Source organism: Allobosea sp. NPDC055353 (assembly GCF_053644975.1).
Window position 1 is genome coordinate 521,444 of the sequence record NZ_JBSHMC010000002.1, and the last position, 13,523, is coordinate 534,966.

The 13,523-nt window shown below is 66.3% G+C and carries 14 protein-coding genes; 7 read left to right on the plus strand and 7 right to left on the minus strand.

Annotated features, from left to right (window positions below):
- Positions 1–75: 75 nt before the first annotated feature.
- Positions 76–420, plus strand: a complete 345-nt coding sequence (locus ACWIEX_RS15790) for an ArsR/SmtB family transcription factor (protein WP_454033965.1) — start codon at positions 76–78, stop codon at positions 418–420.
- Entirely contained in the window at positions 417–899 is a 483-nt protein-coding gene (locus tag ACWIEX_RS15795) for an SRPBCC family protein (RefSeq protein ID WP_454033966.1), read from the plus strand. The genes ACWIEX_RS15790 and ACWIEX_RS15795 overlap by 4 nt, the downstream gene beginning before the upstream one ends.
- An 80-nt stretch (positions 900–979) precedes the next feature.
- Here the strand turns inward: ACWIEX_RS15795 and ACWIEX_RS15800 are convergent, their stop codons facing one another.
- The 5 genes from ACWIEX_RS15800 to ACWIEX_RS15820 all read right to left on the minus strand — a co-directional run bounded on the left by ACWIEX_RS15800 (position 980) and on the right by ACWIEX_RS15820 (position 6,912).
- Positions 980–1,507: a T6SS effector amidase Tae4 family protein gene (locus ACWIEX_RS15800; protein ID WP_454033967.1), complete on the minus strand. Its 528-nt coding sequence runs from the start codon at positions 1,505–1,507 to the stop codon at positions 980–982.
- Between the two features lie 175 nt (positions 1,508–1,682).
- Positions 1,683–3,692 carry an RNA polymerase sigma factor RpoD gene (gene rpoD, locus ACWIEX_RS15805; protein WP_454033968.1) on the minus strand — a complete coding sequence of 670 codons (2,010 nt, stop codon included), beginning with the start codon at positions 3,690–3,692 and terminating at the stop codon, positions 1,683–1,685.
- A 197-nt stretch (positions 3,693–3,889) separates the two neighbouring features.
- Entirely contained in the window at positions 3,890–5,788 is a 1,899-nt protein-coding gene (gene dnaG / locus ACWIEX_RS15810) for a DNA primase (RefSeq protein ID WP_454033969.1), read from the minus strand.
- A gap of 95 nt (positions 5,789–5,883) precedes the next feature.
- Positions 5,884–6,384, minus strand: coding sequence for a hypothetical protein (locus ACWIEX_RS15815; RefSeq protein WP_454033970.1), 501 nt, complete (start codon positions 6,382–6,384; stop codon positions 5,884–5,886).
- A 66-nt stretch (positions 6,385–6,450) separates the two neighbouring features.
- Positions 6,451–6,912, minus strand: coding sequence for a GatB/YqeY domain-containing protein (locus ACWIEX_RS15820; RefSeq protein WP_454033971.1), 462 nt, complete (start codon positions 6,910–6,912; stop codon positions 6,451–6,453).
- 155 nt (positions 6,913–7,067) lie between these two features.
- Here ACWIEX_RS15820 and carA point away from each other — a divergent pair, with 155 nt between their 5' ends.
- The 4 genes from carA (at position 7,068) to ACWIEX_RS15840 (ending at position 10,100) form a co-directional block, all read left to right on the plus strand.
- A complete protein-coding gene (gene carA, locus ACWIEX_RS15825) occupies positions 7,068–8,276 on the plus strand; it encodes a glutamine-hydrolyzing carbamoyl-phosphate synthase small subunit (RefSeq protein ID WP_454033972.1) in 1,209 nt (402 codons plus the stop codon).
- A 29-nt stretch (positions 8,277–8,305) separates the two neighbouring features.
- A complete protein-coding gene (locus ACWIEX_RS15830; protein WP_061970231.1) occupies positions 8,306–8,635 on the plus strand; it encodes an NIPSNAP family protein in 330 nt (109 codons plus the stop codon).
- 173 nt (positions 8,636–8,808) lie between these two features.
- Positions 8,809–9,624, plus strand: coding sequence for a prephenate dehydrogenase/arogenate dehydrogenase family protein (locus ACWIEX_RS15835; protein WP_454033973.1), 816 nt, complete (start codon positions 8,809–8,811; stop codon positions 9,622–9,624).
- A 50-nt stretch (positions 9,625–9,674) separates the two neighbouring features.
- Positions 9,675–10,100, plus strand: a complete 426-nt coding sequence (locus ACWIEX_RS15840; protein WP_454033974.1) for a group III truncated hemoglobin — start codon at positions 9,675–9,677, stop codon at positions 10,098–10,100.
- Here ACWIEX_RS15840 and ACWIEX_RS15845 read toward each other — a convergent pair whose 3' ends face one another.
- On the minus strand, positions 10,101–11,033 hold the full coding sequence (locus ACWIEX_RS15845) for a LysR substrate-binding domain-containing protein (RefSeq protein ID WP_454033975.1): 933 nt from the start codon (positions 11,031–11,033) through the stop codon (positions 10,101–10,103). It lies immediately after the preceding gene.
- A gap of 91 nt (positions 11,034–11,124) precedes the next feature.
- Between ACWIEX_RS15845 and ACWIEX_RS15850 the strand changes: the two genes are divergently transcribed.
- Positions 11,125–12,030, plus strand: a complete 906-nt coding sequence (locus ACWIEX_RS15850; protein WP_454033976.1) for a DMT family transporter — start codon at positions 11,125–11,127, stop codon at positions 12,028–12,030.
- Between the two features lie 135 nt (positions 12,031–12,165).
- Here ACWIEX_RS15850 and ACWIEX_RS15855 read toward each other — a convergent pair whose 3' ends face one another.
- Entirely contained in the window at positions 12,166–13,419 is a 1,254-nt protein-coding gene (locus ACWIEX_RS15855; protein ID WP_454033977.1) for a class I SAM-dependent methyltransferase, read from the minus strand.
- Positions 13,420–13,523: the final 104 nt, after the last annotated feature.

Here is a 13,523-nt window from a genome sequence, read left to right on the forward strand (position 1 = left end):
GCGAAGATCAAGGTCCCGCCGCCCCCTCAAAACTTAGGCATTGACCTAAGTATTACCGGCACGTTATCGAGGCGCATGGTCGCAACCCAGCCTGCCCTCGACGATACCTTCCGCGCGCTGTCCGATCCGACGCGCCGGGCGGTCGTCCAGGCGCTCGGCCGTGGGCCGGCCTCGGTGAGCGAACTGGCGAAGCCCTTCGAGATGGCGCTTCCCAGCTTCCTGCAGCATCTCAAGGTGCTGGAGGATTGCGGTCTCGTCGCCACCCGCAAGGCCGGGCGCGTGCGCACCTGCACCCTGCGGGCGGAACCGCTCGCCGCGGCCGAACATTGGCTGGAGGCGCAGCGCTCGCTCTGGACCAGACGCCTCGACCAGCTCGACCGGCTGGTGCTGCAACTGCAAAATCAGGAGGACAACGGATGACCGATACGCATGCGACCGCCTTCGACCCGGCGCTCGACCTCGAATTGCGGCGCGAGACGGACGTACCACCGCGCCTGGTCTGGCGCGCCTGGACCGAGCCGAAGCTGCTGATGCAGTGGTTCACGCCCGCGCCCTGGAAGACGACCGCCTGCGAACTCGACCTGCGTCCCGGCGGCAAGTTCCACACGGTGATGGAAGGACCGAACGGCGAGAAGCACGACAATAACGGCTGCGTGCTGGCGGTGGTGCCGGAAACCTTCCTGCTCTTCACCGATGCGCTCGGCCCGGGCTTCCGCCCGATCGAGGGTGGCTTCATGACCGCCTCGGTGACGATCCAGCCGAACGCAAGCGGTACGCTCTACATCGCCCGCGCCTATCACAAGGATGCCGCCGGCAAGAAGCAGCACGAGGAGATGGGCTTCCACGACGGCTGGGGCGCAGCCTGGGAGCAACTCGTCGCGCTGGCGCGGACCTTGTAAGGCCATTCCGGTCCCGACGAACGGGCGCCATCGGCGCCCTTTTTTCTTGGCGAGCCCCCATGCGCTCGCCACACGAAAAGCTATCGCGCCATCCAGAAGCAGAGCTGGCCCGCATGGCTGTTGCCGCTGAGCAGGTATTCCTCGGCGACCATGTTGATGCCGTTGAACAGGTCCCAGTGATCGCCGTTCACGCGCTGGAAGAACAGGAACGACGTGCTCTTGTCGCCCTCTGTCTGGTAGCAGTCCTCCAGATAGAGCACGCCCTTCTTGCCGAGAACCGAGCGCCAGACCTTGTTGGAGACGCCCTGGATGTCCGGCTCGCCATAAACCCGCCTGACGCGCGGCTCCAGCTCCGCCGCCCGGATGAAGAAGTTGGCGCTGAGCGTGGTCAGCGGACGCGCGCCGCCAGCGGGTCCGGCATCGGCGTTCACCTGGCTTGCGACCTCCGCCAGCTTCTCGATCGTCGCATCGTCCTCAGACGGCGTCAGCCGCAGCGTATAGCCCATGCAAATGGCACAGCGATTGGTCTTGTCGCCGATCGTCTTTTTCGCCCAGGGACGAACCGTGGCGAAGCGTTCGGCAAGCGCGTCATAGGTGAAGGGCAGCATGAGCAACCTCCGGGCCACAAGGCGGCGGCAGACTGGCCAGCGGCCGGCCCGGCGGCATCCTACGTTCGTGGGACAAACGATCCAACGAAGGGCGCCATGAGCCGCCCAAAGAAAAACCCGCCTCCGCAGTGCGGAAGCGGGCCTTGTTCGTGGTCGGCAGAAAGCCGCTCTGATCTCAGTTGTCGAGGAAGCTCCGCAGCTTCCGCGAGCGGCTCGGATGCTTCAGCTTGCGCAGCGCCTTCGCCTCGATCTGGCGGATGCGCTCGCGGGTGACGCTGAACTGCTGGCCGACCTCTTCGAGCGTATGGTCGGTGTTCATGCCGATGCCGAAGCGCATGCGCAGCACGCGCTCTTCGCGCGGCGTCAGCGAGGCCAGCACGCGCGTCGTGGTCTCGCGCAGGTTGCTCTGGATCGCTGCGTCGATCGGCAGGATCGCGTTCTTGTCCTCGATGAAGTCACCGAGATGCGAATCCTCCTCGTCGCCGATCGGAGTTTCGAGCGAGATCGGCTCCTTGGCGATCTTCAGGACCTTGCGCACCTTCTCCAGCGGCATGGCCAGCTTCTCGGCCAATTCCTCCGGGGTCGGCTCGCGGCCGATCTCGTGCAGCATCTGGCGCGAGGTCCGGACGATCTTGTTGATCGTCTCGATCATGTGGACCGGAATGCGGATCGTGCGGGCCTGGTCGGCGATCGAGCGGGTGATCGCCTGCCGGATCCACCAGGTCGCGTAGGTCGAGAACTTGTAACCCCGGCGGTACTCGAACTTGTCGACCGCCTTCATCAGGCCGATATTGCCTTCCTGGATCAGGTCGAGGAACTGCAGGCCGCGGTTCGTGTACTTCTTGGCGATCGAGATCACGAGACGCAGGTTGGCCTCGATCATCTCCTTCTTGGCCTGACGGGCCTCGCGCTCGCCCTTCTGGACCATCAGCACGATCTTGCGGAATTCCTGGATCTCCAGGCCGGTCTCGGAGGCGAGCGTGTGCACCTCCTCGCGGAGCTGCTTGATCCGCTCCAGCTCCGCCGCGACGAATTCCTTCCAGCCGCGCGAGCCGAGCTTGGAGACGCGCAGGACCCATTTCGGGTCGAGCTCGCCGCCGACATGCTGCTTGAGGAAGTCCTCGCGGCCGACACCGTAGCTCTCGGCGAGGCGCAGCAGGCGCGTCTCGTGGCCGATCAGGCGCTTGTTGATGTCGTAGAGCTGCTCGACCAGCGCCTCGATGCGGTTGTTGTTGAGCGAGAGCGACTTCACCGCGGTGATGATGTCGTCCTTGAGCTTCTTGTACTTGCGGTCCTGCGACGGCGAGAGCTTGGTGTTCTCCAGCCGGTTGGCGATGTCCTGGTCCTGCAGGCGGCGCAGTTTCTTGTAGTCGTCGGCGATGGCGTTGAAGGTTTCGAGCACGCGCGGCTTGAGCTCGGCCTCCATGGCCGAGAGCGACACGTTGTTTTCCATGTCGTCGTCGTCCATGTCCGGCGGGGTCTCGCCCTCCGGAGTTTCGGCCTGCTCGCTCTCCTCGGCCTCTTCCTCGCCGGCGACGGCCGGGTTCTTGCCGTCGGGGCCGGCATAGGTCGCTTCGAGATCGATGATGTCGCGCAGCAACACCTTGCCGTCGACGAGTTCGTCGCGCCAGATGATGATGGCCTGGAAGGTCAGCGGGCTCTCGCAGAGCCCGGCGATCATCGCCTCGCGGCCGGCCTCGATGCGCTTGGCGATGGCGATTTCGCCCTCGCGCGAGAGCAATTCGACCGAGCCCATCTCGCGCAGATACATGCGGACGGGATCGTCGGTGCGCTCGGTCGGCTCCAGGTTGCGCTTGGTCTCGACCGGCAGGGTCTGGCGCGAGGCGTCGACCATGTCGCCGCCCTCGGGCTCTTCCTCGTCGGCTCCACCGTCCTTGCGGGCTGCGCGCTCTTCGCCGGCGGCTTCCGGGTCCTCGTTGTCGACGACGTTGATGCCCTGCTCGCTGAGCTGGCCGAGCACGTCCTCGATCTGCTCGGAGGAGAATTCCTCGGAGGGTAGAACTTCGTTCAGTTCGTCATAGGTGACATAGCCGCGCTTCTTGGCGAGCTTGATCATCCGCCTTACGGCCTGATCGGTCAGGTCGAGCAACGGGCCGTCGGTAGTCGGGGGGGCATCCGGCGCGACCTGATCGGTCTTTTCCCGTTCGCTCGCTTTAGTCGCCATCAATCAGCGCTCCGCACTCGCGCCGGCTCTGGCCGAGAAAGCCATATACCGACGCATAAAAGGGCGGCGCGACCGCAGGCCCGGCGCGCTCACCCACCCAAATCATTGCTCGCAGATGGCACCAGACGTCGTTGACGAATCGTGAACCACCCGACAGCTTGCGCGCGCAAGACCCGCGTCCACCATTCGCTGGGCGATCAATCCTCGGACATGGCCTCGGTGCCTTCGATCGTCTCGAGGCGGGCCTTGACGTCCTTGATCCAGGCGAAATTGGCTTCGGTCGCGTCGTCAGCCAAGGCGCGCTCGGCTGCTCTCAACTCGCTATTTAGCGTCCGCGCGCGATGATGCAAGACGAGAGCCTGATGAATCGAGTCGAAAACCGATTCAGGATCAGCATCTTGGGCGAGTTTCAGCCGCTCGGCCGGCCCGGTCACGGCCATGAGATGGCCCTGCGCTTCCCGGACTCGCGGCTGGGCCAGCCGATTCGCAAGAGTTTCCCGGTCGAGCGTGTCTTCGACGGAATCGAGCAGCGCCTGCCGGAAACGCTCGGCCGCGGTCCCGTCCAGCGAAAGCTCTGCGATCTCGTCGGCGCAGCGCAGGATGAGATCGGGATGGCTCGCCAGCGCCAGCAGGATGAAGGCCTCGCGCTGGTCCTCGCCGCGCAGCTTCGCCATCATGCGCGACTGTGTCACCGCGCTGGACGCCTTGAGCGGCCCGGCAAGCCAGGGCGGCACCTGCCGGCCGAACCCGCCGCGCGGCGACTGCCCGCCCCGGCCGCGCTGAAAATGCCCGCCTCCGCCGCCGCGCTCCGGCCGCGCCGGGGCGGCGCTGGCAAAGAGCTGTGCCAGCCGCTCGTCCATCTCGCGGCGGTAATGCTTGCGCGTGGTCTCGTCCCGGATCTGGCCAAGCGGCTCCTTCAGGCGCCGCTCGAAGGCGGCGCGCCGCTCCGGCGTATCGAGCGGGCCGGCCTCGACCTCGCGCTGCCAGAGCATGTCGACCAGCGGGCGCGCCGCCGCGACCACCTCCGCGATCGCCTGCCGCCCGCCCGAGCGAGCGAGGTCGTCCGGGTCCTGCCCGTCCGGCAGCAGGGCGAAGGAAAGAGACTTGCCCGGCTCCAGCAGCGGCAGCGCGATGTCGATCGCCCGGCTCGCGGCCTTGCGGCCGGCCTTGTCGCCGTCGAGGCAGATCACCGGCTCGTCGGCCATGCGCCAGAGCAGGCCGAGCTGATCCTCGGTCAGGGCCGTGCCGAGCGGCGCCACACTCTGCGGGAAGCCTGACAGCGACATCGCGATGACGTCGACATAGCCCTCGACGACCACGACCTGCCCGGTGTCATGCGCGGCCTTGCGGGCATTGTGGTGGTTGAACAGCAGCGAGCCCTTGTGGAAGAGCGGTGTCTCCGGCGAGTTCAGGTATTTCGCCGCCACCTCGGAACTCATCGCCCGCCCGCCGAAGGCGACCACGCGTCCCCGCGCATCATGGATCGGGAACATCACCCGGTCGCGGAAGCGGTCATAGGGCACGGCGATCTCCTCGCCATGCACGAGCAGCCCCGCCTCCATCATCAGTTCGGCTGGAACGCCCTTGCCCGCCAGATGATCGCGCAGCGCAAAACGGTCGACCGGGCCATAGCCGAGGCGGAAGCGCGTGCGCGCCTCGCCGTCGAGCCCGCGCGTCGCGAGATAGCGCCTTGCTCCCCCGCCGCGATCGCCCATCAGCTCGGCCTCGAAGAATTGCGCCGCGAGCTCCACGACCTCGTGCAGCCCCTTGCGCTTCTCCTCCTGGACCTGCGCCTCCGCCGTGATCTTCGGCAGGATGACGCCGGCCTCGGCCGCGAGCTTCTCGACGGCTTCCGGGAAGGAGAGCCCTTCGGTCTCCATCACGAACTTGAAGATGTCGCCGTTCTTGCCCGACGAGAAATCGAAGAAGGACGCCTTCTGGTCGTTGACGAAGAAGGAGGCCGTCTTCTCGGCATTGAAGGGCGAGAGCCCCTTCCATTCGCGCCCTGCCTTCTGGAGGCGCACGCGCTTGCCCACGACCGCCGAGACAGGCAGCCGCGCCTTGATCTCATCAAGGACGGAGGGCGGGAATTTCATGGGGCTCTATCTGGACCTCCGCGCCCCGGAAGCCAACAGACAATCGCCTGAAACCGGGTTATCCGCAGCATTCAACAGGGGCGCGTCAGCAGGCGTCACTTGCAGCCGAGCGGGTCCTCGCCGAGCGCCTTCGCGGCGCCCTCCACCGGTAGTCGCACGTCGCTTCCCGCGACGGAGACCGCAATCGCCTTTGCCTTGGCAAGCCGTGCGACGACCCCTTTCATCTGGCGCCGCCCGAAGCTCTTGCCCGGCTCCCAGCTCAAGGAAACGCTGTCGATATCCGGCTTCGCGGCAACCGGAATCGTCGTTCCCTTGCCATCGATCACCATCGTGATCGATGCGACCTTCTCCAGCCCGGCAGCTTTCGGCAGCGACAATTCCAGATAGGGCCCGCCCTTGATCGCGGGGTTGGCGCGCGCCGCGGCCGCGTCACCGCAATAGAAGGTCAGGCGTGCCTTCTCGGGCGTGGCGACGCCGACGGCGAGCGTGCCCATGTTGTAGCTTGCGTCCCAGCCGGCGGCCCGGGCCGGGGCGAGACCCGTCGCGCCCAAAGCGAGACAGGCCAGGACAGCGGCTTTGCTTGTCAGATGCGGCATCGGATTCCTCCTTTGCCGCCAAAGCTGGCCGCCGGATGTGGCGAAATATCGCCGAAAGCTTCAGGTTCAGCCGCCGAGCGCGGCCTTCACCATCGGGCTCACCTTGCCGAAATCCATCTGGCCCGCATAGGCGGCGCGCAAGCTGGCGATGACCTTGCCCATATCCTTGACGGCGGTCGCGCCGGTATCAGTCACGGCCTTGTCGATCGCGGCCTTCACCTCGTCGTCGGACATCTGCTTGGGCAGGTAGGACGAGATCACCGCGACCTCGACGCGCTCGCCCTCGGCGAGCTCGGGGCGGTTGTTGGCGTCGTAGATCGCAATCGATTCCTGGCGCTGCTTGATCATCTTCTGGAGCACGCCGAGGATCTCGTCGGCGGTCGCCTCGCCCTTGCCGGCGCCGCGCGCCTCGATATCCTTTTCCTTCAGCGCCGCGCTGATCAGGCGGATCGCCGCGACCTTGGCTTTTTCGCCGGCCTTCATCGCTTCCTTCATGTCGGCCGTGAAGCGCTCGCGCAGGCTCGTCATCTCGTTGTTCCTTTTTCTTTTGTGCGGCCTGCGCCGGCTTTGATTGACGGGCCGGGCCCGGCTCTTTAAGGCTCGCGTTCCAGACCGGCGGAGTGGATTTCGACAACCCCGCCCCCGCATTCTGCCGCTGGCGCGGCCTGGACCGAGACATAGACATGACCGCCACCGAAGGAAACCCCGCCGCAGGCGGCTGGACCGAACCGCACGCGACCGCACTCCTCGTGCTGGCCGACGGCACGGCGCTGGAAGGCTTCGGCCTCGGCGCCATCGGCGAGGCGCCGGGCGAGGTCTGCTTCAACACGGCGATGACCGGCTACCAGGAAATCCTGACCGACCCGTCCTATGCCGGGCAGATCATCACCTTCACCTTCCCGCATGTCGGCAATGTCGGCGTGAACGAGGAGGACACCGAGACGGTGAACGCTGCCGCCTCTTCCGGCGTGCGCGGCTGCGTGCTCCATGCCGCCATCACCGAGCCGTCGAGCTGGCGTGCCAACCGCCATTTCGACGCCTGGCTCAAGGCTCGCAACATCGTCGGCATCTGCGGCGTCGATACCCGCGCGCTGACCGCGCTGATCCGCGACAACGGCATGCCGAACGCGATCCTCGCCCATAGCCCGGACGGCGTCTTCGACATCGAGCGCCTGAAGAAGCAGGCAGCCGCGCTGCCCTCGATGGCTGGTCTCGACCTCGTTCCGCTGGTCACCGCCGCGCAGCGCTATGACTGGGACGAGACGCCCTGGATCTGGCCGGCCGGCTACGGCAAGCGCGACAGCAGCCAGTTCAAGGTCGTCGCCATCGATTACGGTGTGAAGCGCAATATCCTGCGCCTGCTCGCCAAGGCCGGCTGCGACGTCACCGTGGTGCCCTCGACCGCGACCGCCGAGGACATCCTCGCGCTCAATCCCGACGGCATCTTCCTTTCCAACGGCCCGGGCGACCCGGCCGCGACCGGCGAATACGCCGTGCCGGTGATCAAGCAATTGCTCGACCGGAAGGTCCCGACCTTCGGCATCTGCCTGGGTCACCAGATGATGGCGCTCGCCATCGGCGGCCAGACCATGAAGATGAAGCAGGGCCATCACGGCGCCAACCATCCGGTGCAGGACAAGACCACAGGCAAGGTCGAGATCGTCTCGATGAACCACGGCTTCGCTGTCGATCCGGCGAGCCTGCCGGGCAATGCGGTCGAGACCCATGTCTCGCTCTTCGACGGCTCGAACAGCGGCATCGCGCTGACCGACCGCCCGGCCTTCAGCGTCCAGCACCACCCGGAAGCTTCGCCCGGCCCGCAGGACAGCCACTACCTCTTCATCCGCTTCACCGAATTGATGGCGGCCGAGAAGGCGAAGAAGGCGGCCTGAGGGCCGTCCTGATGCCGAAGGAGACAGGCATGATCCACCAGTTGCGCATCTACGAGATCTTCGAGCGCAACAAGGCGGCCTTCCATGCCCGTTTCCGCGACCATGCCGCCCGCATCATGGCGCGTCACGGCTTCAGGATCATGGCGATGTGGGAGACGGCCAGCGCCGCCCGCACCGAATTCGCCTATATCCTCGCCTGGCCCGATGCCGAGACGAAGGCGGCGGCCTGGGCGAGCTTCATGGCCGATCCCGAATGGATCGAGATCAAGCGCGTCACCAAGATCGAGCAGGGCGACATGGTCGGCGCGATCGAGGACCGCCTGATGACGCTGACCGCCTATTCGCCCCCGCTCGATTGACAAGCGCCGGCCTCGCGCGCTTTAAGCGAGCCATGATCAGCCTGTTCGCCTTCCTTCACGGCTATTACGCCCCGTCCTCATAGAGGCGGTGGCATTCCCATGTTCAACCGCCGCGCTGGCGGTTGAATTCAGGCAGATCACCCGGCATCGCGGCTCACCACCGAGCGAAAACGATGTCCTCCAAGATCAGAACCATCTCCACCATCGGCATCATGGGTTTCGGCGCCTTCGGCCGCCTGATGGCCCGCCAGCTCCAGCCGCATTTCGCGCTGCGCGTCTGTGATCCGGCAGCCGCGCCCGCGGCCGATGCAAACGGAAAGGGCTTGCAGTCTGCGACCGTTGCGGACGTCGCGGCCTGCGACCTCGTCATCCTCGCCGTGCCCGTCCCGGCGATCCCCGAGGCGATCGCGTCACTGAGCCCGCATCTGCGGGCTGGCGCCATCGTGCTCGATGTCGGCTCGGTCAAGATCGGCCCGGCCCGCGCCATGCAGGCGGCGCTGCCCGACGATGTCGAGATCATCGGCACACACCCGCTCTTCGGCCCGCAGAGCGCCCGCAACGGGCTTGCCGGCCTCAAGATCGCGCTTTGCCCGATCCGCAGTCGCAGCACAGCACGGATCGCTGCCTTCCTGCGCCATGTCCTGAAGCTCAAGGTGATCGTCACCACCGCCGACGCGCATGACCGCGAGGTTGCGATGGTGCAGGGCCTGACCCATCTCATCGCCAAGATCCTGGTCCGGATGGAACCCCTGCCCAGGACGATGACCACGGCGAGCTTCGACCTCCTGATGCAGGCGACCGAGATGGTCCGCTACGACGCCCCCAACGTCTTCATGGCGATCGAGCGCGCCAATCCGCATGCCAAGGCCGTGCGCGATCGCTTCTTCGCGCTCGCCGAGGAGATGCGGCTGTTCCTGGAACAAGGCCATGCCGAACCCGCACAGTCCGCCGCCCTGCCTCACAAGGTCGCAGAGGTCGCGCAGGCCTAGCCTTCGCGCCCCTCTCCTAAGAGAATACCGGAAACGCGAACAATCCTGCGATGACCGACAATCCCCTGATCTACCCGGGCGCTGCCCATCCCGACCTGCGCGAGCCGATGATCGCCGAGCTCGTCCGCACCTTCTATGCGCGAGCCCGGGAGGACAAGCTGATCGGCCCGGTCTTCGCGGCCGCGGTCGAGGACTGGGACCACCATATCGGCAAGATCACCGATTTCTGGAGCGGCGTGATGCTGCGCACCGGCCGCTATGATGGCCGTCCGATGCGCCCGCACCTGATCCTGCCGCTGGAAGGCAAGCATTTCGACCGCTGGCTCGATCTGTTCGAGATCACGGCGCACGAGGTCTGTCCGCCCGATATCGCACAGGCCTTCATCGTCCGGGCACGGCGCATCGCCGACAGCTTCGAGATGGCCCGCGCGAGCCAGCGCGGCGAGGTTGCGGCTCCGCGGCACAGCTTGCGCTGATCAGGCTGCTCTGGCCTCCCGGCTGAGAAAAGCCGCGATATCCCCTCGGCCGGCACCCGCTTCTAGCGCGATCCGCTCGGCCAGTGCCGCAGCTGAGGGCCGCAAAGCCCCCAGCGGCCGGTCGAGCCAGTAGGAAACCGGGTTCAGCGCCTCCCGCTCGTCGACACGGACGATTCTCCCCGCCGCCAGTTGCTCGCGCGCCAGCGGCGGACGCGCCAGGGCGATGCCGAGCCCATGCGCTGCGGCATCCAGCACGAGATTATAGTCCTCAAAGCGCCGGTCCTGCGGGCGCGGGCGATAATCCAGTCCCTGCGCCGCGAACCAGGCCTTCCAGCCGGCGGCATCCGAGTCGTGGATCAGCGGCTGGGCAAGGAGGCGTTGCGGCGCGCCCTTCCCGATCTCAGCAGCGAGTTGCGGCGATGCGATCGGGAAGCACCATTCCTCGAACAGCTTGAGCGAGAGCCGGTCCGGCGCGCCGCCGCGCCCGCAACGTATCCCGAGATCCACGCCTTCTTCTTCGAAATCCACCTTGCGGTGCTCGACCTGCAGCACGATCCGCAGCGCGGGCGTCCCGGCCTCCAGCACGGCCAGTCGCGGCATCAGCCAGAGCGCACAGACCGAAGGCGGCGCGCTGACCCGCACGACCGAGGCGCCCCTCACCTCACGCCAGCGCTCGGAATTGTCGGCGATCAGCGCAAAAGCCTCCTGCGTGCGCTGGAGCAGGCGCTGGCCTTCCGGCGTCAGCGACACGCCGCGCGCCTGCCGCAGGAAGACGCGCAGGCCCAGCCAATGCTCCAGCTTGGCGACCTGCCGGCTGACCGCGCCATGGGTCAGGTTCAGCGCCTCGGCCGCCGAGGAGAAGCTGCCGGTGCGGGCAGCCGCCTCGAAGGCACGCAGGGTATCGAGCGGCGGCAGGTTCGAGCTGTGATCCATTCTCACAGCTCATGCGCGAATTGTTCGTTTGTCAATCAGCTCGCCGAAGCGCTTATCGGGAGCAACTTCTTCCCATCGAAGGAACGACATCATGTCCTCCTCAAGCTGCGCCTCTCCCGCCCTCGCCTCCGGCAGCCAGCGCCTCGACCCGACGCTGGTCTTCACCGTGACCTTCACGGTCATGGCCTGGGCCTCCTCCTTCCCGGCGATCCGCGCTGGCTTGGCCGGCTTCGGCCCGGCCGAAATGGCGGCGCTGCGCTTCGCGCTCGCCGGCGTTCCGGCCGCGCTCTTCCTCCTCGCGACGCGAGCAAAATTGCCTGAGCCTGGCGACATCTGGCGCTTCCTCGTCGGCGGCGTGATCTTCATCGCGGGCTATGCGCTGCTGTTGAATTTCGGGCAGCGCGTCGTGCCGGCGGGCCCGGCTGCCTTCATCATCAACACCAACCCGATCATGACGGCCGTGCTCGCCATGATGATCCTCGGTGAGCGCTTCAGCCTGACGGCCTGGCTCGGCACGGCCATCTCCTTCGCCGGCATCGGCGTCATCGCGCTCGGCAAGGGGCTCGATGTCGAGATCGGCATCAGCGTGCTGCTGATCCTCGGCGCCGCCTTCTGCAACGCCATCACCACGGTCGTGCAGAAGCCGCTCTTCGCCCGCTACAAGCCGCTCCATGTCGCGGCCTGGAACATGGCGATCGGCGGCTTCGTGCTGCTGCCCTTCCTGCCCGGCGCAATTGCGCAGGCGCAGGCCGCCCCCGCGATCTCCTTCTGGTCGGTGGTCTATCTCGCGGTGGTGCCGAGCCTGATCGCCTATGGCACCTGGGCGATCACGCTCTCGCGCCTGCCGGCCGCCCGCGCCTCGAATTTCCAGTACGCCGTACCGCCGATGGCGATGCTGATCGGCTTCCTCTGGCTCGGCGAAATCCCCACCGTCTTCGGGCTGATCGGCGGCGCCATGGCGCTCGCCGGGGTCGTCGTCGTCAACCTCAAGCGGTGAAGCGCCTGACTCGGCCCTTGCCGTCATTGCGAGAAGCGAAGCGACGAAGCAATCCAGGGGCGGGAGGGCAGAGCGCTTCGACCCGGTCTGCCTGGATTGCTTCGCTTCGCTCGCAATGACGGAAAGCGGCCCCGTTCAGAACCCTCTCGCCTCCAGCGCCTTCTCATCATCCGCGATATAGTCGCGGATGATCGGGACTGCGCTCTTATGCTGGCCGAGCAGAAGCTGGAACACCATGTCGCCGCCGATATCGAAGGAGATCGAGCAGGCGCAGAGATAGAATTCCCACATCCGCGCGAAACGCTCGCCCATCATCGCGACGACCTCTTCGCGCTTGCCCATGAAGCGCTCGCGCCAGGCTTCCAGCGTCCAGTGGTAATGGCGGCGCCAGAACTCGCAGTCGGAGGCCCACAGGCCCGTCTGCTCCTGCGCCGCGAACACCTCCGACAAAGCCGGCGCATAGCCGCCCGGGAAGATGTACTTGTCAAAGAACGGCCCGGTGAAGCCCGGCGGGCCGACGCGGCCGATGCAATGGACGAGCGCGATCCCATCCGGCGTCAGCAGCTCGCGGATCCCACCGAAATACTCGCCGTAATGCGCGACGCCGACATGCTCCATCATGCCGACCGAGACGACGCGATCGAACGTGCCGCCAAGTTCGCGATAGTCCTTGTTGATGAAGGTCACGGCATCGCCGACACCGGCCGCCTCGGCCCGTTTCTGGGCGGCCGCCATCTGGTCGGGCGAGACGTTAAGCCCGGTCACCTTCGCGCCGCAGGCCTTGGCGAGGTAGATCGCAAGCTCCCCCCAGCCCGAGCCGATATCGAGCACGCTCATGCCGGGCTCGATCTTCAACTTGGCCGCGAGATGCCGGAGCTTCGCCTTCTGCGCGTTTTCCAATCCGACTTCCGGCGTATGCCAGTAAGCACAGGAATAGGTCATCGTCTCGTCGAGCCAGAGCCGATAGAAGTCGGTCGGGATGTCGTAGTGATGCTTGACCTTCTTGCCGGCGACACCGAGCGGGTTGTGCATCCGCCAGCGCCGGATCTTGAACCGCACCTTCCGGATCGCCTGCTGCAGCGGGTCCTTGCGCATTTCCTTACGCTGCAGCCAGAACAGCGTCAGCAGGTCGTGGATCGTCCCTTCCTCGAAATCGATCCGCCCATCCATGTAGCCTTCGGCCAGAGCGAGCTCGGGATTGAGGAAGAGCTCGCGCTCGACGCGGTTGTCGTGGAAGCGCACGGTGACGGCTGGCGCCGTCTTGGTGACGCCGGCGAAAAGCAGCTCCGCCGGCCCCGCGCCGAAGACATGCTGTTTGCCGTCAGGCGTGATGACCGTCAGGCGGCCGTGGCGGATGAACCGCTTGAGCAATCGCGGCAGCAGCAACATGGACGCCCCCCGTCTCGATTCGCCAACTAAAGCCGAAACCCCGCGCCCTCGAAACCCCCGGCTGTTGCAGAGCCACCCGGCTTGTGCGTAGTCATCGAGAGATT